General features: G+C 57.1%; 20 protein-coding genes and 3 pseudogenes. 5 read left to right on the top strand and 18 right to left on the bottom strand.

Annotated elements, in window-relative coordinates:
• Positions 1-787: 787 nt before the first annotated feature.
• From HA45_RS04445 to argH, 7 genes and pseudogenes are all read right to left on the bottom strand, one after another.
• Positions 788-2,149 (bottom strand): MmgE/PrpD family protein, encoded by a 1,362-nt coding sequence (locus tag HA45_RS04445; protein WP_100702493.1) that lies wholly within the window; start codon positions 2,147-2,149, stop codon positions 788-790.
• A complete protein-coding gene (locus HA45_RS04440) occupies positions 2,133-3,020 on the bottom strand; it encodes a polysaccharide deacetylase family protein (RefSeq protein WP_100702492.1) in 888 nt (295 codons plus the stop codon). The genes HA45_RS04445 and HA45_RS04440 overlap by 17 nt, the downstream gene beginning before the upstream one ends.
• Entirely contained in the window at positions 3,013-3,858 is an 846-nt protein-coding gene (locus HA45_RS04435; RefSeq protein ID WP_100702491.1) for a polysaccharide deacetylase family protein, read from the bottom strand. The genes HA45_RS04440 and HA45_RS04435 overlap by 8 nt, the downstream gene beginning before the upstream one ends.
• A 12-nt stretch (positions 3,859-3,870) precedes the next feature.
• Positions 3,871-4,692 carry an ABC transporter substrate-binding protein gene (locus tag HA45_RS04430; protein ID WP_100702730.1) on the bottom strand — a complete coding sequence of 274 codons (822 nt, stop codon included), beginning with the start codon at positions 4,690-4,692 and terminating at the stop codon, positions 3,871-3,873.
• Positions 4,693-4,711: 19 nt separating this feature from the next.
• A pseudogene (locus HA45_RS04425) lies at positions 4,712-5,475 on the bottom strand (amino acid ABC transporter ATP-binding protein).
• A 13-nt stretch (positions 5,476-5,488) separates the two neighbouring features.
• A complete protein-coding gene (locus tag HA45_RS04420) occupies positions 5,489-6,289 on the bottom strand; it encodes an amino acid ABC transporter permease (RefSeq protein WP_244563368.1) in 801 nt (266 codons plus the stop codon).
• 87 nt (positions 6,290-6,376) lie between these two features.
• Complete coding sequence (gene argH / locus HA45_RS04415) at positions 6,377-7,804, bottom strand: argininosuccinate lyase (protein ID WP_100702488.1); 1,428 nt, start codon at positions 7,802-7,804, stop codon at positions 6,377-6,379.
• 157 nt (positions 7,805-7,961) lie between these two features.
• Between argH and HA45_RS04410 the strand changes: the two are divergent.
• Positions 7,962-8,934, top strand: a pseudogene (locus tag HA45_RS04410) (LysR family transcriptional regulator).
• A 9-nt stretch (positions 8,935-8,943) separates the two neighbouring features.
• Here HA45_RS04410 and HA45_RS04405 read toward each other — a convergent pair.
• Together HA45_RS04405 and HA45_RS04400 are read right to left on the bottom strand one after the other, a co-directional pair.
• The gene (locus tag HA45_RS04405; protein WP_100702486.1) at positions 8,944-9,462 is read right to left on the bottom strand and encodes a GNAT family N-acetyltransferase; all 519 of its coding nucleotides are present in this window, start codon (positions 9,460-9,462) and stop codon (positions 8,944-8,946) included.
• Positions 9,459-10,022: a helix-turn-helix domain-containing protein gene (locus HA45_RS04400; protein ID WP_100702485.1), complete on the bottom strand. Its 564-nt coding sequence runs from the start codon at positions 10,020-10,022 to the stop codon at positions 9,459-9,461. The genes HA45_RS04405 and HA45_RS04400 overlap by 4 nt, the downstream gene beginning before the upstream one ends.
• A 151-nt stretch (positions 10,023-10,173) precedes the next feature.
• Between HA45_RS04400 and HA45_RS04395 the strand changes: the two genes are divergently transcribed.
• A complete protein-coding gene (locus HA45_RS04395) occupies positions 10,174-10,908 on the top strand; it encodes a MerR family transcriptional regulator (protein ID WP_100702729.1) in 735 nt (244 codons plus the stop codon).
• Between the two features lie 83 nt (positions 10,909-10,991).
• Positions 10,992-11,099 carry a hypothetical protein gene (locus HA45_RS29410; protein WP_224929809.1) on the top strand — a complete coding sequence of 36 codons (108 nt, stop codon included), beginning with the start codon at positions 10,992-10,994 and terminating at the stop codon, positions 11,097-11,099.
• Here the strand turns inward: HA45_RS29410 and HA45_RS04390 are convergent.
• From HA45_RS04390 to osmF, 4 genes and pseudogenes are all read right to left on the bottom strand, one after another.
• Positions 11,080-11,811, bottom strand: coding sequence for an ABC transporter permease (locus HA45_RS04390; RefSeq protein WP_100702484.1), 732 nt, complete (start codon positions 11,809-11,811; stop codon positions 11,080-11,082). The two genes, HA45_RS29410 and HA45_RS04390, sit on opposite strands and share 20 nt — an antisense overlap.
• Positions 11,811-12,746, bottom strand: coding sequence for an ABC transporter ATP-binding protein (locus HA45_RS04385; RefSeq protein ID WP_100702483.1), 936 nt, complete (start codon positions 12,744-12,746; stop codon positions 11,811-11,813). The genes HA45_RS04390 and HA45_RS04385 overlap by 1 nt, the downstream gene beginning before the upstream one ends.
• A complete protein-coding gene (locus HA45_RS04380; protein WP_100702482.1) occupies positions 12,739-13,905 on the bottom strand; it encodes an ABC transporter permease in 1,167 nt (388 codons plus the stop codon). The genes HA45_RS04385 and HA45_RS04380 overlap by 8 nt, the downstream gene beginning before the upstream one ends.
• A 3-nt stretch (positions 13,906-13,908) precedes the next feature.
• Positions 13,909-14,816: pseudogene (gene osmF, locus HA45_RS04375) on the bottom strand (glycine betaine ABC transporter substrate-binding protein OsmF).
• Between the two features lie 219 nt (positions 14,817-15,035).
• Between osmF and HA45_RS04370 the strand changes: the two are divergent.
• Positions 15,036-16,502 (top strand): MFS transporter, encoded by a 1,467-nt coding sequence (locus HA45_RS04370; protein WP_100702480.1) that lies wholly within the window; start codon positions 15,036-15,038, stop codon positions 16,500-16,502.
• 31 nt (positions 16,503-16,533) lie between these two features.
• Here HA45_RS04370 and idi read toward each other — a convergent pair whose 3' ends face one another.
• From idi to HA45_RS04355, 3 genes are all read right to left on the bottom strand, one after another.
• Positions 16,534-17,067 carry an isopentenyl-diphosphate Delta-isomerase gene (gene idi, locus HA45_RS04365; RefSeq protein ID WP_100702479.1) on the bottom strand — a complete coding sequence of 178 codons (534 nt, stop codon included), beginning with the start codon at positions 17,065-17,067 and terminating at the stop codon, positions 16,534-16,536.
• Between the two features lie 271 nt (positions 17,068-17,338).
• Entirely contained in the window at positions 17,339-19,234 is a 1,896-nt protein-coding gene (locus tag HA45_RS04360; protein WP_100702728.1) for a methyl-accepting chemotaxis protein, read from the bottom strand.
• A gap of 176 nt (positions 19,235-19,410) precedes the next feature.
• Entirely contained in the window at positions 19,411-20,520 is a 1,110-nt protein-coding gene (locus tag HA45_RS04355) for a suppressor of fused domain protein (protein ID WP_100702478.1), read from the bottom strand.
• 225 nt (positions 20,521-20,745) lie between these two features.
• Here HA45_RS04355 and HA45_RS04350 point away from each other — a divergent pair, with 225 nt between their 5' ends.
• A complete protein-coding gene (locus tag HA45_RS04350; protein ID WP_100702727.1) occupies positions 20,746-21,039 on the top strand; it encodes a hypothetical protein in 294 nt (97 codons plus the stop codon).
• A 2-nt stretch (positions 21,040-21,041) separates the two neighbouring features.
• Here the strand turns inward: HA45_RS04350 and HA45_RS04345 are convergent, their stop codons facing one another.
• Positions 21,042-21,905 carry an oxygenase MpaB family protein gene (locus HA45_RS04345; RefSeq protein WP_100702477.1) on the bottom strand — a complete coding sequence of 288 codons (864 nt, stop codon included), beginning with the start codon at positions 21,903-21,905 and terminating at the stop codon, positions 21,042-21,044.
• Positions 21,906-22,025: 120 nt separating this feature from the next.
• Positions 22,026-24,323 (bottom strand): beta-glucosidase BglX, encoded by a 2,298-nt coding sequence (gene bglX, locus HA45_RS04340; RefSeq protein WP_100702476.1) that lies wholly within the window; start codon positions 24,321-24,323, stop codon positions 22,026-22,028.
• Between the last annotated feature and the right edge of the window lie 146 nt (positions 24,324-24,469).

The following is a 24,469-nucleotide window of genomic DNA, read 5'->3' as shown; positions in this document are numbered from 1 at the left end:
AGAGGTGCTACGGCCTCAAATTTTGTGCCCACTTTCAACAGCATTCACTTCAGCTCATCTGCAGACTGGGAGAATTGGATCATCCCTGTGTGGATCTCCCGGCACAACATACAAACCTCAGCACTGCGGATAGCCCTTGCAGCATCAGAGGTGCTACGGCCTTACGCAATGTGCCCTTTTCAGCAGTAGGCACTTTAGCTAATCAGCTGGCTGGGATATCTGGATCACCTCTGGCGCTATCATCCAAAACAGTCTCATTCCAGGGCATAGTGAGTCTCGTCTGCTATGCCAGTTATAACTGTTACCCATGTACCCGGTCTAAAGTGTTACCTGTGTGCCCGGTTTGTACCTAAATGCGCACCCTAGTTAAAACATGTACTTACATCGTAGGGCCACCATTTATTGCGGCCGAAAAACGCTTAACTGACCGGCATTAGTCAGCAGGCTGCCTTTAACAGCAAGCACAATGGTTAATGAGCAGGCTGGGGCGATTTGGCGCAGGCAATTCGCAGCGCCGAGCAGAGTGAGTCTGCCAGGATAGCCCGCGGGGATGCGGGCGAAAGGCGGGGCGGCACATGGATGTGCCATCCCGCCGTTCCGTCAGGCAGATGAACGAGGCGAGGGCACCGCGTCAGCGGCGCGAGGACGCCAGCGCCAAAGCGCCCCCAGCCTGCGTTATCACCTGTGAACAACAACATCACCTGTGAATTAATCTGCGAGCATGCAAATGCATCTGACGACCTCACTAGTTGCTACAGGTTTAGGTGCAAAATTCAGCACCCACTCCCTATGCACGAGCCAGCAGCGCCACCACTTCCTGCACATCTGCGACGTCATCCAACTCCATGCAAATCGCTTCCAGCTGTTCAACCTGCTCAACCGGCAACACGCGTCCCGCTAAACTGCGGTATTTAGCCAGCAGCGCCTCAAGGCTCATCGGATTGGCTGGCGCACCCGATGGCACCGACACATGCTGCTGCCACTGCTCGCCCTGTTGCGTTTCAATCCGCACCCACGGCTCGTCGTCACGGCCCTGCTGCTCATCAATCACCAGCTCAATTTGTGCCATAAACGCTTCAACCTGAGGATGCAGACGCTTAGCATCATCGTAGCTGGCCAGCTCGGCGGAACCATACAGCGCACGCGCCGCCAATGCATACGGCAGGCTCATTTGTGCACTCGCCAGGCTCTGCAGCTCACGTCCGCCACACATCTCCAGCAGGAACGGATTCAATCCCACCACGATGCGCTCAATCTGCTCAGGTTTGACTGGATGCTGCACCAGCATCAAATTCAATGCATCGACTGCCGCATGGGTGCCGCGGCAGGATGCATACGGCTTAATTGAACAGCGCGCCAGCTTCCACACCACGCCAAGATCGGCGGTTAACGCCGCAGGTTGCTGCGTTTCAGGCGCCAGGGTTTGCAGGAATCCACCCCACTTCGCCTCAAACACCGCCGATGGTCCATTGATACCGCGCTGCGCCAACAAGGCCGCCTGCACGCCACCTTCTGCCGCGCGTGCAGCATGCAGCTTTTTGGTGTGCGAACCATCATGAATAAAGCCCCACAGCCCGCCGCTGAAACTGGCGGCAATGCCTAAGGCTGACGCGCACTGAGCGCGATCCAGTTGCAGCAGTGAACACACCGCGGCTGCGGCACCCAACACGCCGCAGCTGGCGGTGGAGTGCCAGCCTGCGCCATTGTGCGCAGAGTAGCCACCGCAGGCCTCCAGCACTCGACGTCCGACGTCATAACCGATCACCATCGCCACCAGCAGCGCCTGGCCTTCAACCGGCTGCGTCACCAGCGGCAATGCCGCCAGAATGGCGGGAATGACCACCGCGCCCGAGTGATCGCAGCCGCCGGTATCATCCAGCTCATACATATGTGCGGCAACGCCATTCAGCCATGCCGCCTGGCGCGGATTCACCTGCCGTGCACTTCCCCAAACCTGTGCCTGCTGATGCCCGCCTTCTGCGAGCGCCAATGCCAGACAGTCGCGCCAGATTGGGCTGTCGCTGCCCGCCAGTGAAGCTCCAAGCGTATCCAGCAGATGGCGTTTGGCCTGTTCGACCAGCACGTCTGGCAGTTGTTCAAAACGGGTATCAGCGATAAATGTCGCCAGTTGATCAAGCGTCGAGGCCATGCGCACCTCCGGTGATGCGAGTAAACACTTCTGCCGGATGGCAAAAATCATTGTCCGGCTGAGTTTGCCAATGCGCCGCCACCTGTTCCGCCGTAGCGATCCACACGTTGTGCTGTTGCAGCGTCTCGATCAATTCACGCAGCAAACCGATACGCCCGGCGGTGCCGATGATCTCCGGATGAAGGCGCAGCAGATAACACAGGCCAAAGCGGTGGAAGCCCTGGAAATCCTGCGTCATGTTCGCCAGCGTTTCGGCATAAGGCGCAATCCGCGACTGTCCCGGCGGGATAGCCGGACTCAGGTTAAAGGCAAAATAAGGTTCATCTTCCAGCGTGTAATGCATCGGCAGTTCCACCAGCCGCGTGCCGGGATGGAAGTACGGCAGATCGTCGCCGCGCCAGCTTGATGACCAGCGAATGCCCTGCTCCACCAGCGCGTCCGCCAGACCCGGCTTCCACTGCCCTGCGGGGGTGCGGAAGCCCTGAATCGGTTTGCCGGTAAACTGCGCCAGCTGCTCACAGCCGCGCGTCACGCTGGCGATCTGCTGATCCAGCGACAACGCCGAGAAGTCTTCATGGCGCTCGCCGCTGCAGGCAATCTCATGGCCATCGGCCACGATGCGTTTAATCAGTTCCGGCTGCTCTGCCGCGACAATTGCCGGTAAGCACCAGCTGGCTTGCAGCTGTTTCTCTGCCAGTAACGCCAGCAAGCGGTCCACACCGCGCAGGGTGCCATAGCGCCAAACCGACAGGGTTTTATCGCGCCCGGCGACGGCTGGCGCCTGGGTCAAAATGCCGTGGATATCATTGAAATCGATGGTCAAAACGGCGGCGGACTGGAAGCCCAGCGGCCAGCGGGATGATTCAGTCATGCTGTTGCTCCTGCAGATACCACTGCGCCACCGCATCACAGCGTGCAAACCACACGTCATCACGCGCCGTCATATGTTCAAACAGCTGCTCCAGCAGCAGGATACGTCCAGGCTGGCCGGAAATTTTCGGGTGGAACAGCGTGGTCAGGCACAAGCCTTCATCCATCGCGCCATCGAATTCACGCTGCCAGTTATCGCGCGTGTGCGCATAGCTGGCGATACGATCGCCCCCTTTCGGGAAGTCAGGCTGGCGCGTGTAGGCCAGCGAGGCGTAATCGTCCATCTCCCACTTGCCGGGGATCTCCACCAGCGGCGTATGACCGGCCACCGGGATGCTGTAAGGACGATCGTCGCCGCGCATGCTGCTGGAATAAATCACCCCAGCATCACGCAAAATTTGCGGCGTTTCGGCATGCCAGTCACCTGACGGCGTACGGAAACCGCAGGCGGTGATGCCCAAATGCTGTTTAAAGATTTCAGCGGATTTCGCCATCACGGCACGCTGTTCATCCGGCGGAATCGCCCAGAAAGATTCGTGACGATAGCCGTGATAGGCCACTTCGTGGCCTTGTTCGATAATCGCCTGACACTGCTGCGGCCACTGTTCCACGACCCACGCCGGCACAAAAAACGTGGCGGGGATCTGGAAAGCGCGCAGCAGGTCGAGCAATCGCCCGAGCGCACGGTACGGCCCATACGCACCAAAGGTGAAATATTCTGGCGTTGACCACAGGCTGCCATTCAACATGGCATCGCCGGTGGGACCATCAAGGTCAAACGCCAGCGCCATACAGCCGCGTTTCCCCTGCGGCCAGCGCACTGCGCCCGGTTGTTGCATCGCTACGCTCCTTTAGCCCTGGTTAACGGTCGCCTGAGTCACGCCATTGTCGGACAGGCCCCATTTCGCGAGGATCTTCTGGTAGCTACCGTCGGCAATCATCGCATCAATCGCCGCCTGCACCGCAGTGGTCAGCTCGCCTGCATCTTTACCAATCGCCATGCCGGTGTACTGGAAGGAGAAGGCTTTATCGAGCGGCTTATATTTACCCTTCTCAAGATCCATGATGTACGGCAGCGTTTCGCTCCCCTGCACCACGCCATCCAGACGGTTCTGACGCAGCTGGGTACGCGCATCCGCCGTACCTTCAGCGCCAACTACGATGATCGCTGGCTTGCCGGCCGCTTCGCAGTGCGCTTTAGACCAGTTGGCAATCTCTACCGGGAAAGTGGTACGACGACTGGTGCCGACTTTTTTACCGCACAGATCCATCGCGCTGTTGATGTCGCTGCGAGCGGCCTGAGTGTAGAACTGCGGACCGGTTTTGAAGTAATCGATAAAGTTAACCACCTTCTGGCGCTCTTTGGTGTCGGTCATGCCGGACATCACCAGATCGACGCGCTTCGTCACCACCGCGTTAACCATCTGCTCAAAGGCGATCTCCTGCCAGTTGATCTTCACGCCCAGCTTTGCCGCAATCGCCTGACCAAGATCGTAATCCACACCGGTAAGCTGGTTGGTGGCCGGATCCTTGAAATCCATTGGCGGATAGTTCGGCATGATCGCCACGGTCAAGCCTTTCTCTTTGATGGCGGCTGGCACGGCGATATCTGCCCAGGCAGAAGATTGCAGTAAAAGCGCAGCACTGATGGCACTCAATAACAGTTTTTTCATGTTTTTCACCCCGGTCACGTTAAAGAAGAATCGCGTTAATAAAGTTTTTCATCCGTGGGTTCTGCGGGTTCAGCAGAATGTCTTCTGGTGCGCCCTGCTCGATGATGCGTCCCTCGTCCATAAACACCACCTGGTTCGCCACCTCACGGGCAAAGCCCATTTCGTGGGTGACCACCAGCATGGTGGTGCCCTCTTTTGCCAACTGGCGCATCACCGCCAGCACTTCGCCGACCATCTCCGGATCCAGCGCCGAAGTGGGTTCGTCAAACAGCATCAATTTCGGTTTCATTGCCAGCGCACGGGCAATCGCCACACGCTGCTGCTGCCCGCCGGACAGTGACTGCGGATAGTCGTGCGCTTGTGCGCCAGACCAACCCGGTCCAGCAGTGCCATCGCCTCTTCAGTGGCTTCGCGCTTCGGGCGCAGCAGGACACGACACGGCCCTTCGATAATGTTTTCCAGCGCGGTTTTGTGCGGGAACAGGTTAAAGCGCTGGAACACCATGCCGGTTTGCAGGCGCTGGCGGGCAATTTGCTTATCGCTCAACGCATGCAGTTTGTTGCCGGCGATGCGATAGCCTGCTAATTCGTTGTCGACCCAAATGCCACCTTGATCGATCTTCTCCAGCTGATTGATGCAGCGCAGGAAGGTGCTTTTACCGGAGCCGGATGGCCCGAGGATGCACATCACCTCGCCGTAATTCACTTCGAGGCTGACATCCTTCAGCGCATGAAACTGGTCGAAATATTTGTTCACCTTGACGGCGCGCACGATGTTTCTCATCTCGTTCTCCCAATTACTGACGCTGGCGGTGGCCGCGTGAGAAGTAGCGCTCAAGGCGACTCTGACCAAACGACAGCACGGTCACGATGATCAGGTACCAGATGCCCGCCACGAACAGCAGTTCCATCACACGCGCATTGGCGAAGTAGATGGTTTGCGTGTTGTAGAGCAGTTCGGAGTACTGGATCATGCTCGCCAGACTGGTGGTCTTGATCATGCTGATGAATTCGTTACCCACCGGCGGCAAAATTACGCGCATTGCCTGGGGCAGAATAATGCGATGCAGCGCTTGCAGGCGTGGCATGCCAATCGCTTTCGCTGCTTCATACTGTCCGGTATCCACTGACAGTAAACCGGCGCGCACCACTTCCGAGGTGTAGGCACCCTGGTTGATGCTCAAACCCAACAGTGCCGCAAGGAACGGCGTCATGATGGTGACGGTTTGCACGCTGAACACACCGGGAATACTGATGGTAGGAAACACCAGCGCAAGGTTGAACCACAGCAGCAGCTGCAGAATCAGCGGCGTGCCACGGAAGATCCATGCGTAGCCCACGGCGATGTAGTGCAGCACCGGGTTGGGCGACATATACATAATCGCGGTGATCACACCGAACAGAATGCCGAGTCCCATCGCCAGCACCGACATAATCAGCGTGTTCACCACGCCGTTTAAGATCGCCTGCGCGGTAAAGAACTGGCTCACGAACGACCACTCAATGTTGCCGTGGGCGAACGCATTCACCAGCAGCGCCAGCAGCACCAGGATTACCGCCGAGGCGGTAATACGGCCGTAATAACGGCGTGGCACCACTTGATAGCGATCCAGATCGTAGTGCGTCTGCTCACGGCTATTTTCATGCTGGGTTCAACCGGGGTGGATTGCGACATCAGCGTCTCCTCAGGCGCGCGGGCCAGCGTAATCTTCAGTCCAGCGCTGCTGGTTCTGCATCAGGGTTTGCAAACGCGCTAACTGTTCGCGCACGCGGACGGGTGCGGTGCCGCCGTAGCCGCTGCGTGCCGCCAGTGCGGCTTCCAGCGTCAGGGCACTGCGCACTTCAGGTGTTAAGCGTGCATCAACGGCCTGCAACTGCGCATCACTCAGGTCGGACAGTCCGCAATTTTCTTGTTCACACAGCTGCACCAGCTGACCGGTGATTTCATGGGCTTCACGGAATGGCACACCGCGCATCGCCAGCCAGTCGGCGACTTCGGTAGCCAGGGTGAAACCGTCCGGTGCCTGCTCGCGCATCACCTCGGTGTTGAATTTCAACGTCGACATCATGCCGGCCATCGCCGGCAGCACCAGCAGCAGCGTGTCCACGGCATCAATCACGTTGCGTTTGTCATCGCTCAGGTCGCGGTTATAGGAGAGCGGCATCGCTTTCATGGTGGTGAGCAGCGCCATCAGGTTGCCAACCAGACGACCGGAGCGACCACGCGTCAGTTCGGCGATGTCCGGGTTTTTCTTCTGCGGCATGATTGAGCTGCCGGTGGCGTAGCTGTCATGCAGCTCGACCCAGCGGAACTGGCGCGAGGCCCACATGCACACCTCTTCGCACAGGCGTGACAGGTTGATGCCGATCATGCTGGTGACGAACAGGAATTCTGCGGCGTAATCACGGCTGGCGACGGCATCAATCGAGTTCTCGCACGGTGCCAGGTACGCCAGATCTTCAGCCGCTTTTTCCGGCTGGCGCGCAATTGCCGAACCGGCCATCGCTGCGGCACCCAGTGGGCAGCGCGCACTGCGGCGATCCCAATCCTGCATACGCTCGATATCGCGGGCAAAAGATTGCGCATGGGCCAGCAGTTGATGACCGAACACAATCGGCTGTGCCTGCTGCAAATGAGTGAAACCCGGTGCCACGCTTTCGGTATGCAGTGCGGCTTGCTCCACCAGGGAGTGCTGCAGTGCCAGCAACGCGCTGACCACTTTGCGGCCGTTGTCGCGCAGGTAGAGACGTAAGTCGTTGACGGTCTGATCGTTACGCGAACGACCGGCGCGCAGTTTGCCGCCCAGTGGCCCTAAGCGTTCAGTCAGCGCGCGTTCAATGAAGGTGTGCACATCTTCGTCAGCGGCAATCGGATGCAGCTGACCGGCGCGATAATCGGCATCCAGCGCATCAATCGCCGCCAGCATAGTATTGAGTTCTTCACTGCTCAGCAGATCGCCGCGTGCCAGTTCACGGGCATGTGCCCGGCAACCCGCCAGATCGTAAGGTGCCAGGGCAAAGTAATAATCCGGGCTGCGCGACAGCGCGGTTAAACTGGCTGCCGGTGCCGCTTTAAAACGCGCGCCCCATAACAGTTCGGCATTATCAGACATGCTAATTCCCCTTACAGATAATCGTCAGCGATATGAAAAAGATATGGATGCGGTAAGCGTGATAATAAAAACTTATTTCACTGCTACACTGGTAAATACGTCATATTTCAGGTTCACTGTACTTTCACCGCAATTATTCCGGAGTTGAATAGCAAAGATGGAAAGTAAAGTTTCCCAGTCTGGAAACAATGCAAATAATCGCGGCGACAATGCGGTTCTGGCACTGAGTAATATCGACTTAAAATTACTGCGGGTATTTAAATGCGTAGTAGAAGCCGGGGGGGTTAACTGCTGCCAGCAATGAACTGAATATCGGTCTGGCGGCAATCAGCAAACAAGTTTCCGATCTGGAGATTCGCCTCGGCATGACGTTATGCAGCCGTGGGCGCGAAGGCTTTGAACTGACGCAGTATGGCATCAACGTTTATCAAGCCACGCTGGAACTCTTCGTATCACTGAATCTGTTCCGCGAACGCCTGCACAACAGCCGTAACGAGCTTTTGGGCGACATCGCGATCTGCGTGGTGGATAACACCATTTCCGACCCGCACTCACCGGTCACCAACGCGGTGCAGCAGTTGCACCAAAAGGCGCCAAAGGTACAAATTCGATTACAAACCGCGCAATTGGATGATATTGAACGCGGAATGAGTGAAGGCCGCTTTCATTGTGGCATCGCGCCGGTTTATGAAATGAAAACAGATTTTGATTACTTCCCTCTTTATAAAGAATATTCAAAATTATATTGCTCTATGTCACACCCTTTATATTCTGGTTCTTGTGATAAAAATATATCGGTGGAAATATTACGTGAGCAGAAGATTATTAATCATTTATATGTCACGCCGCGTGACGACCGCCGCATCATTCCATTACAGGATAGCGGTGCGCAGGCTGTGCAAGTTGAATCTGTCGCGATGCTGATTTTGACCGGGCACTTTATTGGTTATTTACCCGAACATTATGCCGCGCCATTTATAGCGCGTGGTCAACTCTGTGAATTGGGTGATGAAACCGTCCGCCGCGAAAATCCGTTTTGCCTGATGATCAAAAAGGGCCGGAAAATCAATCCGATTATCCGGCTGTTTATGCAGTCGCTGGGTCTGGAAGATGCCGAGGCGGCGCACTGATTTGGTGCACTACCCCACAATTTTAAACATTACCGTGGTCGCATCCAACATCCCTTCCGTTGACTCGGCATACAACGGAATGGAACCCGCAATCTGCCAGTCCATCGACAAATACAGATCCGTTGCCACATCGCCGCTGCGCGTGTCCAGCACCAGCAATGTTTTGCCCTGCTCAACGGCCAATTGCTCAGCTTGCTGCATCAGACGACGCGCGATTCCCTGGCGCCGGGCGCGGGGATGCACCAGCAGTTTACTGATCTCGGCACGATGGCGCCCATTGGGCATCGCGCTAACGCCCACCATCACCGTCGCGACAATCACACCTTGCTGCCACGCCACCAGCAGCTGATTATCGCCGCTCCCCAGGCTGTAAATTTTGTCCTGCCAGAAGCGTTCCATTGCTGCGCGATCCCCGGCATCAATAAAGCCGACGCTGGCTCCGTCGGCCACACAACCGTGCAACACCTCGGTCAGCGCGGCCAGCAGGGGCTGTGCCTGAGTGGCGCTTAGCTGTTGAATTTCAGTCATGGTTTACACACCACCAGAATGTATCGCGCGCCACCTTCAGCATGCGCCTGGAACGACGATCTGCCGGTGAGATGAAAACGCAGGCAATCACCTGCCTGAAGTGTCCAGCGTTGATCGTCCATGGTGAACGTCAGCTCGCCGGATTGTAACCAGATATGCTGTTCCAGCCCCTGGACCGGCGGTGCGTCATAATCGATGCGTGCGCCCGGTTTCAACACGCCTTCCACCATTTCTGCTTTAAAGTGGCTGGCCGGTGGCGATACGCTGCGGCGCTGATACCCGCTGGCCTCATCTCGCCATACCGTTTGATCGCCGGCCTTAAGCAGCAGCGCAGCCTCTTCTTCCACTTCACTCAGCAGGCGCGACATGGTTAAACCATAAGCCACGCACAGTCGATTAAGCAAAGCGGCTGTGGGGCTGGTCTCTGCCCGCTCAATGCGCGACAATGAAGCCCTGCTGATGCCGGTAGCCATCGCCAATTCGTCCAGCGACCAACCGCGTTGCACACGTAATTCGGCCAGTCGAGCGGCCAACCGATGTTCGGAATCCGGTACAGACATGTTCACCTCTCATATTTGGGAAATAAATCTCACATATGAGATATGACCTTAAATCGTCTTTAACGTCAAGTTGTACAGAAACAAAAGAGTTGTACAACCCAAGCGTGGCGGTTAAGGTGTTGTAATGCAGGTCAGAATTTTCGAGGACGCCATGGCCTTATACAGTATCGGTGATGTTGCCGAACGCTGTGGAATCAACCCGGTAACGTTGCGCGCCTGGCAACGACGTTACGGTCTGTTAAAACCTCAGCGCACGGAAGGCGGTCACCGCCAGTTTGATGATGAAGATGTCCAGCGAATTGAAGAGATCAAACGCTGGATAGAAAGCGGCGTGCCTGTTGGCAAGGTTAAGGCCCTGCTGGAAGGCGAATCCATCAATGTGCATGATGGCTGGACCGCGCTGCAGGAAGAGTTGATGAGCGTGTTGCGTCACGTCCGTCCGGCTAAGCTGCGCACTAAAATTGCCACCATTGGCCGCGAACATCCGGTGGATGCGCTAATTGATCACGTGTTTGTGCCGGTGCGTCAACGCCTGGGATTGGACCAGCATACCGCGCGCACCATGTGCAGCCTGTTAGATGGCGCGTTGATTGATTACGTGGCGTTCTGCCTCGCCGGTGGTCGTAAAAAGGCCGGCAAAGATGCATTGATGATTGGCTGGGGCGTGGAAGATCGCACTCGCCTTTGGCTGGAGGCCTGGCGCTTGTCGCAGCAAGGCTGGCGTATGGATGTATTAGCCGAGCCGCTGGATATGCCGCGTCCTGAGCTGTTCCCCGGTCAGAATCTGTTTATCTGGACCGGTAAGAAGCCGACGCGTCGGCAGTTGGAGCAGTTTGAACACTGGCAGGCGCAAGGCTTTGCCACCCATATTCACGATCCCGCCTGACAAAAATCGCACACACGGCCTTTGCCTGGTCGGGTGTGCGCGTTATCATGCCGCACTCCATGACTTTTTCTCAGGTTTCCTTTATGAACTGGAATAAAATTTTCATTGGCACGCTGTTTGCCGTGATGGCACTTGGCGGCATGGGCGGCATGATGTTGGTGGGCTACAGTCTTATCCTTCCCAGCCACTGAGTTGACGTTGCACGCGTTCTAATACGCGGTCGCAAATCAGTGCCAGTAGCGCCACTAACAGCGCGCCCTGAATGACATAGGCGGTGTTAAAGCCGCTCAGTCCGATAATCACCGGCGATCCCAGACTTTCTGCGCCCACTGTTGACGCAATCGTCGCGGTGCCGATGCTGATCATCACCGACGTACGCACGCCCGCCATGATCACCGGTGCGGCCAGCGCCAGCTCAATCTGCCATAAGCGCCGCCACGGCCCCATACCCAGTCCCACGGCTATTTCCCGATTGCTGGCGGGCACGCTATCCAATCCTGCCAGCGTTCCCTGCAAAATCGGCAACAGCCCATACAGAAACAGCGCCATGATGGCGGGTGTTGCGCCAAATCCCATCACCGGCACGGCAATCGCCAACACCGCCACCGGCGGAAAGGTCTGCCCCGCTGCTGCCAGCGTCTCCAGTAACGGTCTGAACGCCCGCCCGGCACGACGCGTGGCGAAAACACCACTGCTCACCCCAAAAATAATCGCCAGTGCGCTGCCGCTGATCACCAATGACAAATGCGCCAGGGCCAGCCGCCAGAAGCTCTCCTGCTGATACAGTGGACGTTCCAGCTGCGGGAACCAATGGGCAAACAGCGGCCCGCTGTGCGGCAATCCCCACAGCAGCAATAGAAACACCGCCAGCAGCCAGTACAGCGGATCTCGCCAGACACGCATCAGCTCGCCTCCCGCTGACGCAGCAGATCGCTGAAGTGCAGGACACCCAGCGGCTGTTGATGCTGATCGATCACCGGCAGTTTGTCGGTGCGCCGGGCGATAAACTGTGACAGCGCTTCGCGTAGCGTCAGGTGCGCGGCTATCGGCTCACCGTCCAGCCACTCACCGCGCCGTGCCGCACTGCCTGCGCGCCCCAATGCCAACAAGCGCACACCAAGTTCGCTACGACCGAAGAATTCACGGGCGAAATCCGTGGCCGGCTGCGTCAACAGCTCGATCGGCTTGCCCTGCTGCACGATTTCACCGCCGTCCATCAATACCAGTTGATCGGCCAGCGTCAGCGCTTCGTCGATGTCGTGCGTCACCAGCACTACCGTGCGCCCTGACAGCTTCTGAATGCGCAGCATCTCCTGTTGCAGTGCCTGGCGGTTCACCGGATCGAGTGCACCAAAAGGCTCATCCATCAGCAACAGTTCGGGATCGGCGGCCAGCGCGCGCGCCACGCCAACGCGCTGCTGCTGACCGCCAGAGAGTTGATGGGGATAACGCGTCGCCAGATGTGCATCCAGATTGAGCAGCGCCAGCAGTTCTTCTACGCGCTGTTGAATTTTTGCCTGCGGCCAGCCAAGCAGTGACGGCACGGTGGCGATGTTCTTTGCCACGTTCCAGTGCGGGAACAGGCCAATCGACTGGATGGCATAGCCCATGCGCCGCCGCAGGGCACGCGCATCCATGCGTTCAATCGGTTCACCGGCAAAGCGGATTTCACCGCTGTCATGCTCCACCAGCCGATTGATCATTTTCAGCGTGGTGGATTTGCCCGAGCCGGACGTGCCAATCAGCACGGTGAAACTGCCCTTCTCAATATGCAAGGTGAGATCACGTACCGCCGCTTTGCCCGCGAACATTTTGCTTACCTGATGAAACTCAATCATCGGTTCTCTCCAGCAGTGCCGACAGTAAACGCAATGCGGCATCAGAAACCACCGCCAGCGCCACCACCGGAATCACGCCCAGCAACACCAAATCTAATGCGCTGCTCAGCAATCCCTGAAAAACAATGGCGCCAAATCCACCGGCACCTATCAATGCCGCTACTACCGCCAGGCCAATGGTTTGTACCACCACCACGCGCAAGCCCGAGAGCCATACCGGCAGCGCCAGCGGGAGTTCGGCGTGCCAGAACTGTTGCATCGCACTCATTCCCATGCCGCGCGCAGTTTCACGCACTTCCTGCGGCACCTGCTGCAAACCGGCCACCACACTGCGCACCAGCGGCAGCAGCGCATACAGCACCAGTGCGATCAGCGCCGGAGCCAGGCCAATACCGCTGATTCCCCAGCTCGCCAGCACCGGGAAGTGAGCCACCAGCCCCGCCAGCGGGGCAATCAGCAGGCCAAATAGCGCCACGGAAGGCACCGTCTGGATCAGGTTGAGTACGCTGAAAGCGGCACTTTGCCAGCGCGGTCGCCGGGCAATCGCCAGACCGAGCGGCAAGCCAATCAGCAACGTCGGCAACAGCGTGCCACCCAGCAGCAGCAGATGCTGGCTGAAGGCCGCATCAAATACCGCCGTGCGGTTGGCATACTCTTTCATCAGGGAGAGGTGGTCGAGGTGACCGCTGAGCAGCAATATCAGCGGAACAATCCAGATTTGTAGATTCAGCAGAATTCGCCACGGCGTGCTGGCCGTGAGCTGACGGATGGCCTCAGCGGCCAACAATATCGCCAGCGCGGCGGCACACCATAAACCGCTGCCAAAGGCCGTGCGTGCCAGCGGGCTGCCGCTATTAGCCAGTTGCGCCGCCGTTTGCCCGCCGATAAACATCAGCAGCACAAAAAGAATCTCAGCATCCAGCAGCGCCATCACCAGATTGAGACGCCGTGGCTTCCACCACAACCCTTGCCATAGCCACAGTAACGGCAGCAGCAACAGCCAGGATTGCGCCACCTGCCACAACATCAGCGGCTGGCCGGAGACTAAGCGATTGGCGGCAAAGCTCAGCAACGGTAAAGCAATCACCGCCAGCGTGATCAGCAGCGTGAGGACCAGCAGCACCGGCTGCTGGCGCGGTCTTGATAACAGTAACGGCACCGCTTACAGCAACTTATTCTGCTGTAGCCACTGTTTCGCCACCTGGCTGGCATCCTGACCATCAACCGCAATCTGCGCGTTGAGCTGTTGCAGGGTTTTCTCATCCAGCTTGCTGAACACCGGCTGCAACCAGTTGCCAATCTCCGGATACTGTTTCAGCACGCTTTCACGGATCACTGGCGCAGGCGCATAAATTGGCTGGACGCCTTTGGGATCGGTCAGGGTTTGCAAACCGAGCGCCGCCACCGGGCCATCGGTGCCATAAGCCATCGCCGCATTAACGCCAGAGGTTTGCTGCGCGGCGGCTTTTATGGTCACCGCCGTATCACCGCCCGCCAGCGACAGCAGTTGAGACTGATCCAACTTGAAGTTGTAGCTTTTTCAAATGCCGGAAGCGCATCGCTGCGTTCGATAAATTCTGCGGACGCCGCCAGTTTGAAGGTGCCGCCTTTTTTCAGGTAGGCGCTGAGATCGTCGAGAGAATTGAGATTATTTTTCTGTGCCACATCGCCGCGCACCGCGATGGTCCAGGTGTTGTTGGCAGGTGCAGGGGTTAACCACACCAGATGATTTTTATCCGCATCGAGCTTTTTCACCTTCTCATAGCCCTGCTGCGCATTTTTCCAGGCTGTGTCTTTCTCATCGCTGAAGAAGAACGCGCCGTTACCGGTGTATTCCGGATAGATATCCAACTCGCCCGCAGTGATTGCGCCGCGTACCACCTGGGTGGTGCCGAGCTGGATTTTGTTAACGGTTTTCACCCCATGTTTATCCAACACCTGCAGGATAATATTGCCCAGCAGCGAACCCTCGGTATCAATCTTCGATCCGACCTTAACCGGATCGGCCGCATTCGCTGCGCCCACACTCATCGCTAATGCGATCATCCCCAATAAACCCTGCTTAATCATGCCGCTGTCCTCTGCTTATGTTTTTCAGTCTGTGACTATCAAGCGTAGCCTGGCGAAACAGGATGGGGGCGGTCAAGCGCCTAAGTTCGAGCTTTTTCTGCTATTCAATGCACACTGCTTATAACCTATTCGCAGGACATATAACCAAATGGAATTTTTAAAGCGTTTATGGCGGCTTATTCTCATAGGCCCACCCTTTACAATAAAATACATAACATCATGTCCGACTTAGCTTCTCCGGCGCACGTGGCGCTGGCAGGGAATACGCCCACTGGCGAAACCAAGTGGATACGCAGCGCGGCTGACGTATCAAATCTCGTGAACAACAGTAACGAGTCACGCAGCAATGCGCGCATCGTGGTGGCCATCGCCCTCGGCGGTGTGTTCCTCGATGCTTACGATCTCGGCGCACTGGCCTTTGGCATCAAAGATGTCACGCGCGAATTTAACCTGACGCCGACCGGCACCGGAATGGTGGCCTCCGCGATTACCTTCGGCGCGATTGTGGGAGCGCTGATTGGCGGTTATCTCACCGACAAAATTGGTCGCTACCGCGTGTTTATGGCCGATATGTTCTTCTTTGTGGTTGCCGCCCTTGCCTGCGCCTTTGCGCCAAACGAATACGTGTTAGGTGGTGCGCGCTTTGTGATGGGGCTGGGCGTCGGGATCGATCTCCCGGTAGCGATGGCGTTTCTTGCCGAGTTTTCAAAACTGCGCGGGCAAGGAAATAAAGCGGCCAGCGTGGCGATGTGGTGCCCCACCTGGTATGCGGCAATCAGTATTTCCTATCTGCTGGTGCTGCTGCTGTATGCAGTGCTGCCGGAAAGTCACACCGATTGGTTGTGGCGGCTGATTCTTGGTTTCGGCGCGGTCCCTGCGTTGTTAATCATCGCCATTCGCAGCCGGTATATGAGTGAATCACCGGTGTGGGCCGCCAATCAGGGCAATTTGCACGGCGCCGCGCAGATCCTGCAGCGCTCCTACAACATCAACGCCCATGTGGCCGAAGATGCCGATCTGACGCAGACCAAGCCGGTACGCAAAGCCAGCTGGCGTAACTACGGTGCGCTGCTGCAGGGTGTTTATCGTCGTCGAACCATACTGGCAACCGTGACGTCCATCGCTTCATCGTTTGCTTATAACGCGGTGGCCTTTGGCCTGCCGGTGATTATTTCCAGCTTCTTCGCGCAATCGATGTTGACCACTATTCTGGTGTCGCTGGCACTGAACCTGCTGTTTGCCTTTGTCGGGGGTTTGCTGGCAGTGCGGCTGGTGCCGCGTCTCGGCGCGTGGAAGATGTCGGTGGCAGGTTACAGCTGCCAGTGCATCGCGTTGCTCGGTCTGGCGCTGATTGGTCGTCCGGAAGGCGGCGAACAGGCGGCATTGGCGATTGCTATGCTGGCGCTGTTCCTGTTTGGTCAGGGATTTGGTCCGGGTTCACACACCATGACCTTTGCCTCGCTGAGCTACCCCGCTTCACTGCGCGGCGTGGGTGTTGGCTTTAACCAGACGCTGATGCGCGGCAGTTCAACCGTGTCGCTGTTCCTATTCCCACTGCTGGTTGCGGCATTCGGCACCGGCGTGTTCTGGGTGATTTTCCTCGCCCCGCTGATTGGCTTGCTGGCGCTGCTGGCGATTCGCTGGGAGCCCTCAGGCTACGATGTGGATGCGGAGGATTTCACTTAAACAACAACGCCCCGTAAAAGGGGCGTTTTTTTTATGCGGTCAGGCGGAAGTCGCCAAACGTATGGGGAATGCGCGGGAAGGTGTGCAGGAACCACGGCGTAAATTGTTCAGGCCGATCCTGCATTTCCAGCTGAATCTGCTCAACCGAGCGATAACACCAGGCGTCCGCCTCTTCAGGATTGAGTTTCGGCTCAACATCGCTGATGGCAAAGAACACGTGGCCATATTCGTGCTCGGTTAACCCATTGCTGAGAGGCAGGTTATAGCTCAGCTCAAACACCGGCGTTAACGACAGTTGCATCCCCATCTCTTCGCGCAACCGACGTTCAGCGGCATCACGGGTCGATTCCTGCGGATAGGGATGGCCACAGCAGGTGTTGCTCCATAAACCACCACAGTGATATTTACCGTTAGCACGACGTTGCAGCAGCAGTTCATGGCGCGAATTGAACACGTAGACCGTCACCGCACGATGCAGTAATCCTTTCTCATGTACTTCCAGCTTTTCCATCTTGCCGGTGGGACGATCGAGGTGGTCAACGAGGATAACTTCAATAGCGGGCATGACAACTCCTTAAGATAATTCTCAGCTATTGTACACAACCTCAAAGGCCGAAACCGAGGAAATCGCGCACATTCCGTGCGCTTACGTGCAGAATTTTAAGCTTAGCAGTCATCAGACAAAGCGGTAACGACGAAATGTAATCAACCTCGTAAAGGGCATATGTTGACAGCGCTAACCAAAATAAAAGGCGCACCATTTTACGGTGCGCCTTGAGTTGTGGACATGTTAACCAGGCCTTTGGAGTGCGCCTGGTTCTGGCCTGCTGCGGTGATTAAAGCTTAAAGCTCTGCACCACCAGCTCCAGCTGCACGCTCTGCTCTTCCATTGCGCGCGCTGCAGCCGACACCTGCTCGACCAGCGCGGCGTTCTGCTGGGTGCTGCCATCCAGCTGGGTGATCGCCAGGTTAACCTGCTCGATCCCCATACTCTGCTCGCGGCTGGCAGACATGATTTCGCTCATCAACGTCGTCACGCTGCTCACGCCCTGCATCAGCTCATCCATGGTCTGCCCGGCTTGTTCAACCAATTCGCTGCCGGTGTCGATATTCGCCACCGACTTCTCAATCAGCTTCTTAATCTCACGCGCCGAGTTAGCGGAGCGCTGCGCCAGATTGCGCACTTCTGACGCCACCACGGCAAATCCACGCCCCTGCTCGCCCGCACGTGCCGCTTCCACCGCCGCGTTAAGTGCGAGGATATTGGTCTGGAAGGCGATGCTGTCAATCACGCTAATGATATCCACCACTTTGCGCGATGAATGGTTAATCGCGCCCATGGTGCTGACCACCTGGCGCACCACTTCGGTTCCGCGTGCCGCAACCTGTGACGCGCCATCCGCCAGCTGGTTAGCGTGGGTGGCGTTGTCGGCGTTCTGGCGCACGGTGCCGGTCAGCTGTTCCATCGAGGCTGCGGTTTCTACAATCGAACTGGCCTGCGATTCGGTCCGTGCGGAGAGGTCCGCGTTACCTGTCGCGATCTCACGCGAGGCCGCAGTGATCGCCAGCGCGCTGTCGCCAACCTGACGCATAAGCCCTTGCAGATATTCAATGAACTGGTTAAAGCTTTGTGCCACTGCATTAAATTCCGGGCTGTTGCTGGCAGGCAGACGCTGAGTTAAATCCGCGCCGCCAGTCGACAGGGCTTCGATGTTGCGGTTCAGCAGGCTGAGGCGTTTCATCATCGCGCGCACAAAGCCGAGCAGCACCAGCAGCAGGATCACCGCCAGCGGAATCTGCACCAGACCGAGGCGGGTCAGCATGCTGTGGGTTTGTGCATCCAACAGGCTGGATGGCACATCGCTGGCGAGATACCACGGGCTACCGGCAATCGCCTGCAGGAACAGCGTATGTTCGCCATCCTCGCCTTTAAACGTCGTTTGCGTAGGCTGATTACCTGCCTGCGCTAACAATCCTTTCAATGCTGAAGCCATTGGCAACTGGGTATCAGAGAGATTTTCCAGCTTCGGCGCACCGTCCAGCAGCGCGGCGTTACCCACCACTTTGCCATCGGCTTCAACGATCAGCACACGGCCTTGGATCGCATCACCCATCTGTTTCGCCAGCTGATTGAAGAAGCCGAGCGTCACGTCGATGGTCGATACGCCCCACACCGTGCCGTCACGATAAATCGCCATCGCACAGTTAGTACGTGGCTGCGGGCTGGCCGCATCCTGATACGCTTTGGCCCAGGCGCACTGCCCTTTGGCGGCAGCCATGCCGTCTTTGTACCACGGCTGCTCCCAGTATTTGTCGGCCGCATCTGAGTTCCAGTAGGTATTGACCTGCAACTGATTGCTGGCATTACGGGCGAAGAACGAACTGTCTTTTTCCTTCGCCGGATCGCGACGATTAGGCAGTGGCCAGATACCGCCGCCAAACACGTTGCTGTCCTGATACTGGTTCACCAGCGCAGGTAGCAAGCTGTCGATAGCCGCGCTGTCCATCACGCTTGCGGCTTCGGTAATGGCACGCTGCTGCGCCTGTACGCGGTTCATCTGCTCAACAATACGTCCCGCCAGTCCGTCAACTTCATAACGCACTAATCGGCTTTCGTTTTGGCTTAACTGCGGTGCAATAAACTGATTGATCACCACCACCGTGACCAGCATCAGGACAACAAAGAAGGCGACAAGCGTCGCAGTAAAACGTGATTGCGTTGTTTTTAACATCGTAATGCCCTTACCCTGGTTGGCGAGTTGCCTGATCGAGGTTAACGGCGTGTTACAGAGGAACTTGAGGTGAGCCAGATCACAAAAATACAAATAGTTGATTTCGGTGATCATTAGGTGGGTTAGTAACGCTGCGCTTACTTAGCCAGGTTGCGGGCAAATGCCCGCACAGCAGGTTATTGCGGCGGATCGACCACTTCCTGACGCGGTCGGAACACGTGGTCGTTGCCTTCCGTCTGCAAGCGCTGCAACAGCTGCTGGCCGCCACGATCGTCTGCCTGAGCAAACTGTCGCTCTGCCTCAGTGATCGGTGTAGCCCACAGCAGATTGGGGCGATCGCCATCGCGCTTCGGCAGTCGAAACTGGGCAACTTCCGGCGCTAAACCATTCGCCAGCAGGAAACTCTCGAAGCCCACCGGCGCCACTTCGGAGGCCAGCGTGTGCCCTTCGCCAATCCACGTCAGACGCGCCCATGGCAAGTGTGCAAATTCCGCCAGCGCGCTGGCCATCTGCACCGCATTGGCTTCGGTCATCACTTCGCCGTCCACCGCCATCGCCAGCTCTACGCGACGATACTGCGGAGCCAGCTCATCAAACAGATAATCGACCTGCGGCATCGGGCGAATCCCCATGCCAAGGGTGAGAAAATACCACACGCCATTGTGCCAGTGCTGAGAGATAGCCATAGGCGGCCAGCTACCCTGATCGATGGCGTAATACTTCACCGACTCGCCAAACTGCGCCTGATAGCACTGCATCAGCTCGCGCTGCACCACATCCCACAAATGACCATCATGCCAGTCACGCCAGAAGTGGCGCTGCTGTTCGGCGCGCGCGTAGTAATCATTGGTGGAAGCCGAGCCGAGCGGCGCGGTCAGGCGATTTTCCTTGATGCAGCCGGCAGAGAAGCTCACCTGTTTGTCCTGATACAGGCTCCAGCCGGGTATTACGGCCAGCAGCTGGCCGTAATACCACAACGCGGCACCGTCATCACTCGGCTCCCACAGGATCTGTAAACCGGCAGGATCGAGCATCGGTTCCGCTTCTAAGGTGCGGCAATACTCTGCGCTCAACAGCGGCGCAATGCCCTGCTCCATCGCTTCACGATCTTCACGCGCCGGGGCAGGCAGCAGATTGCGCAGCCAGCAGCCGCGCACCGCATACTGGCTGCGAAACAGATCGTTTGGCCAGATGTAGAAGTAGGCCGTGCGCGCATCCTGTTCGACGATGGCGGTGAGTGTGTTTTGCTGATTGGGCACCTCAGCAATCAGAGGTTGGTGTGTCATAACGCCTCGACAAAGCCTTGAGGGATCCATATTCCCTGAGAATAGAGCAGGATCGGCACTCGCACCCCATGACACAAGGGTAAAACTCTCAAAGTGCAGATATAACACGTGAATGATGCTGATGAATGCCAGCAGGATGCCCTTGCAAACATCAAATTATATCGCGATTATTTTGCCGCTTCGCATGCTATTGTCTGCACATTCCTCCTCATGGAGCCGACTCGCATGGTGCTGCAAAACCTGGATTTAAATCTGCGCGATATTGTGATTTTCGCGATTTTGGTGTGGCTGTTTATTCGCTACACGTGGGTGATGTCAGCGCTGACCATCATGCTTGGCGGTGCAGCCCTGTTGGTGTTGCTACCCCTCGACATTTATTACAGTTTGCTGCCTTTAGCGCTGATGGGGTTAGGACTGGGGATGCTGTTCCATCATTATCAGCAGCGTCTGCTCACGCTAAAACGTGAAGCGCGCACGCCGCGCACCTACACCAAAAAGCAGGACGAGCTGCATTTGTAGCCTCAACGCCCCATACGTTGCATAGCGCGGGAATAAGCCCCGCGCTGAATCGACCAACGCAGCAGCCCGGCGATCACCGCAATTTCCTTATCAACCCTCCACTGCGTCAGCGGGCTAATCGGCTGCTGAATTTGCTGTTGTGCCCACTCCGGCAGTAAGCCCATGCCCGCTTTGAGCATCACGTGCATTGCTGGTTTCGCCTGCCAACTGGGTGCCGGGGCATTGATCAGCAACTGCATCACTTCCAGCGTACGTTCATCGCAAATCAGCTCAGGTCGCATTGCCTGCAAATAGGCTTCCACCGCCTGTACTGTTTTGGGCACCTTTTCCGCACCCAACGCTTCAGCGATCAGCGCCGCTTCGTCGTAATAACGATCCTGCTCCGCCAGCGAGAGTTGCGGATTCTTGTAGCGCAGATGAGCGGCGAGGAAGCGGCTGGTTTCCGCCACGTGCACCCAAGTGAGCAGATGCGGATCGCTGGCGGCATAAGGTTGCCCGGCGTTATCGATACCGGTGACGCGCAGATGAATGCGTTTAACGCGTTCAATCAGAATGTTGGCATCCTGCGTGTTACCAAAAGTGGTCACGGCGATGAACTGGCTGGTGCGCCGTAAACGGCCCAGCATGTCCTGACGAAAGTTGGAGTGATCCCACACGCCCGCCAGCGCCGCCGGATGCAGCATTTGCAGCATGAGTGCGCTGATGCCGCCGCACAGCATCGATGGAAAATCGCCGTGCACACGCCAGATCACGTGATCGGGACCAAATAAGCCCGGATCGCCGAGCGGCTGCGAGATATCGAATTCGTTCAGCGCGAGGCCATTAAGACGAAAGACTTGCTGTTGGATGCGGTTACGGAGGTTCATGGCGTCTGGATTATGCCCGTTGGCAGAATGATCTCGGGCATATCATATACTGCGAGGGGAGACGGTGCGATTTATCGCATGATAAATCGCACCGCTACACAATCTACTAAATGCTAACGCTTACAGATAATCAAACTGCCCATCCTGAGTGCGCACCGAATCGAGGCCAATCATCACGTTGAATTTGCCTGGCTCAGCCACCTGCTGCATTTTCTGATTCCAGAATTTCAGCGCGTCGACGTCAATCTTAAAGCTCACGGTCTGCGACTCGCCCGCTTTCAGCATGATGCGTTTGAAGCCTCGCAGCTCCTGCACCGGACGACTGATGCTGGCCACCGGATCGTTGAGATACATCTGCACCACCGTGGCACCATCACGTTTGCCGGTGTTGGTGACGGTAACGCTCGCGTCAACTGTGCCGTTACGCGGCATGGTTTTCGCAGACATCTTCACCGGTGACACCGTAAAGGTGGTGTAGCTCAGGCCGTAACCAAACGGATAGAGTGGACCGTTCACCGCATCATAATAATGCGAGGTGTACTTGTTCGGCTTGGCGAAGTTATACGGACGCCCGGTTGGCAAATGGTTGTAGTAAATCGGCAGTTGTCCCACGGAACGCGGGAAGGACATCGGCAGCTTGCCCGATGGGTTGTAATCGCCAAACAGCACGTCGGCAATCGCGTTACCGCCTTCGGTGCCGCTGAACCAGGTTTCCACCATCGCATCAGCCATGTGATCTTCGTTGACCACCGTCAGCGGACGACCATTCATCAGCACTATCACCAGCGGCTTGCCGGTGGCTTTCAATGCCGCCAGCAGTTTTTGCTGGCTTGGCGGGATCACCAGATCGCTGCGGCTTGACGCTTCATGCGCCATGCCCTGCGCTTCACCCACGGCGGCGACAACCACATCGGCTTTCTTCGCCTGGGCGACCGCTTCATCGATCAGTTCCTGCGGCGAGCGCTTATCCACGCTCACTGCCTGCTCGTAAAGGTTGAGGAAGTCCTGAATGCCTTTGTTATCGGTGATGTTAGCCCCTTTGGCATACAGCACCGTGCCTTTGCCGGCCATCGCATTGCGCACGCCCTGCAACAGCGGAATCGACTGCTTCGCCAGGCCCGCGGCTGACCAGCTGCCCATGATGTCGCGCTGGCTGTCGGCCAATGGCCCAACGAGCGCCACCGTCGCGTCTTTCTTCAGCGGCAAGGTTTCATGCCAGTTTTTCAGCAGCACAATGCTCTTACGCGCCACGTCACGCGCTTCGGCACGATGCAAACGACTCTCGGCATTGGTGTCCTGCGGATCGCTCTCTTTCGGCCCTAAATGGCTGTAAGGATCGTTGAACAAGCCCATATCATATTTGACGTTCAGCACGTGGCGCGCCGCATCGTCGATTTCCGCCATGCTCACCGCGCCGCTTTTCACCAGGCCCGGCAGATATTTGCTGTAGTACTCATCGCTCATGCTCATGTCGATGCCGGACTTCAGCGCAATGCGCACCGCATCCTGCGGATCGCTGGCCACGCCGTGTTTTAGCAGCTCTTTGATCGCACCGTGATCGCTGATGGTGATGCCTTTGAATTTCCATTCACCGCGCAGCAGATCTTTCAGCAACCAGCCATCCGCTGTGGCAGGCGTGCCGTTCAGTGAGTTGAGCGCCACCATCACGCCGCCGCTGCCCGCATCCAATGACGCTTTGTACGGTGGCAGATAGTCCTGGAACAGACGCTGTGGGCTCATGTCGACGGTGTTGTAATCACGCCCGCCCTCCACTGCGCCATAGGCTGCGAAGTGTTTCACGCTGGTCATGATCGAATAACGGTCGGCGGCGCTTTTGCCCTGCATGGATTTCACCATCGCGCTGCCCATTTGCGAGGACAAGAAGGTGTCTTCACCGAAGCCTTCAGACACGCGTCCCCAACGCGGTTCGCGGGTAACATCCACCATCGGTGCCCAGGTCATATTGAGGCCATCGTCGGCCGCTTCATAAGCGGAGATGCGCCCTACTTCACCAATCGCATCGAGATCCCAGCTGGCCGCCAGGCCGAGCGGGATCGGGAAGATGGTGCGCTGACCGTGCACCACGTCATAGGCGAAGAACAATGGAATTTTTAGGCGACTGAGTTGCATCACCTGATCCTGCATCGCGCGGATATCCTGGCGTGTCACGGTATTGAATATCGCGCCAACCTGACCGTGCTGAATCATGTCACGCACCGCCTCTTTCGGCGTGTCTGGTCCTACGCTGATCAAACGCATTTGCCCGATTTTTTCATCAAGGGTCATTTTGCCGAGCAGTTGGTTTACAAAGGCGTCGCGCGCCTGTTCAGTCATCGGATGGGGGCCAAACAGGTCATCTGCGAAGGCAGGCTGCATGGCAAGTGTGACAGCGAGGCTAATAGAGCAAATCCATTTCATCAGGTCGGGTTCTCTTAAGTGACTGCGCAATATCGAAATAACCGGGGCAGTTTGCCACAAGATGAGGATAGCAGGTAGCCGCCGATGTCACACAGCGACCATGCCGTTGACGCGTGCTAAAGTAGATGCGCAACGTAACGACAAGG

The organism is Pantoea rodasii (genome assembly GCF_002095465.1).
GTDB lineage: Bacteria > Pseudomonadota > Gammaproteobacteria > Enterobacterales > Enterobacteriaceae > Pantoea > Pantoea rodasii.
This window is presented reverse-complemented; position numbering and strand designations above follow the sequence as displayed.

Bases quoted from the DNA above. Each gene is read 5' to 3' on its own strand.
- HA45_RS04445 (WP_100702493.1), bottom strand. From the start codon at position 2,149: ATGGCCTCGACGCTTGATCAACTGGCGACATTTATCGCTGATACCCGT.
- HA45_RS04440 (WP_100702492.1), bottom strand. From the start codon at position 3,020: ATGACTGAATCATCCCGCTGGCCGCTGGGCTTCCAGTCCGCCGCCGTT.
- HA45_RS04435 (WP_100702491.1), bottom strand. From the start codon at position 3,858: ATGCAACAACCGGGCGCAGTGCGCTGGCCGCAGGGGAAACGCGGCTGT.
- HA45_RS04430 (WP_100702730.1), bottom strand. From the start codon at position 4,692: ATGAAAAAACTGTTATTGAGTGCCATCAGTGCTGCGCTTTTACTGCAA.
- argH (WP_100702488.1), bottom strand. From the start codon at position 7,804: ATGTCTGATAATGCCGAACTGTTATGGGGCGCGCGTTTTAAAGCGGCA.
- HA45_RS04405 (WP_100702486.1), bottom strand. From the start codon at position 9,462: ATGACTGAAATTCAACAGCTAAGCGCCACTCAGGCACAGCCCCTGCTG.
- HA45_RS04400 (WP_100702485.1), bottom strand. From the start codon at position 10,022: ATGTCTGTACCGGATTCCGAACATCGGTTGGCCGCTCGACTGGCCGAA.
- HA45_RS04395 (WP_100702729.1), top strand. From the start codon at position 10,174: ATGGCCTTATACAGTATCGGTGATGTTGCCGAACGCTGTGGAATCAAC.
- HA45_RS29410 (WP_224929809.1), top strand. From the start codon at position 10,992: ATGAACTGGAATAAAATTTTCATTGGCACGCTGTTTGCCGTGATGGCA.
- HA45_RS04390 (WP_100702484.1), bottom strand. From the start codon at position 11,811: ATGCGTGTCTGGCGAGATCCGCTGTACTGGCTGCTGGCGGTGTTTCTA.
- HA45_RS04385 (WP_100702483.1), bottom strand. From the start codon at position 12,746: ATGATTGAGTTTCATCAGGTAAGCAAAATGTTCGCGGGCAAAGCGGCG.
- HA45_RS04370 (WP_100702480.1), top strand. From the start codon at position 15,036: ATGTCCGACTTAGCTTCTCCGGCGCACGTGGCGCTGGCAGGGAATACG.
- idi (WP_100702479.1), bottom strand. From the start codon at position 17,067: ATGCCCGCTATTGAAGTTATCCTCGTTGACCACCTCGATCGTCCCACC.
- HA45_RS04360 (WP_100702728.1), bottom strand. From the start codon at position 19,234: ATGTTAAAAACAACGCAATCACGTTTTACTGCGACGCTTGTCGCCTTC.
- HA45_RS04355 (WP_100702478.1), bottom strand. From the start codon at position 20,520: ATGACACACCAACCTCTGATTGCTGAGGTGCCCAATCAGCAAAACACA.
- HA45_RS04350 (WP_100702727.1), top strand. From the start codon at position 20,746: ATGGTGCTGCAAAACCTGGATTTAAATCTGCGCGATATTGTGATTTTC.
- HA45_RS04345 (WP_100702477.1), bottom strand. From the start codon at position 21,905: ATGAACCTCCGTAACCGCATCCAACAGCAAGTCTTTCGTCTTAATGGC.
- bglX (WP_100702476.1), bottom strand. From the start codon at position 24,323: ATGAAATGGATTTGCTCTATTAGCCTCGCTGTCACACTTGCCATGCAG.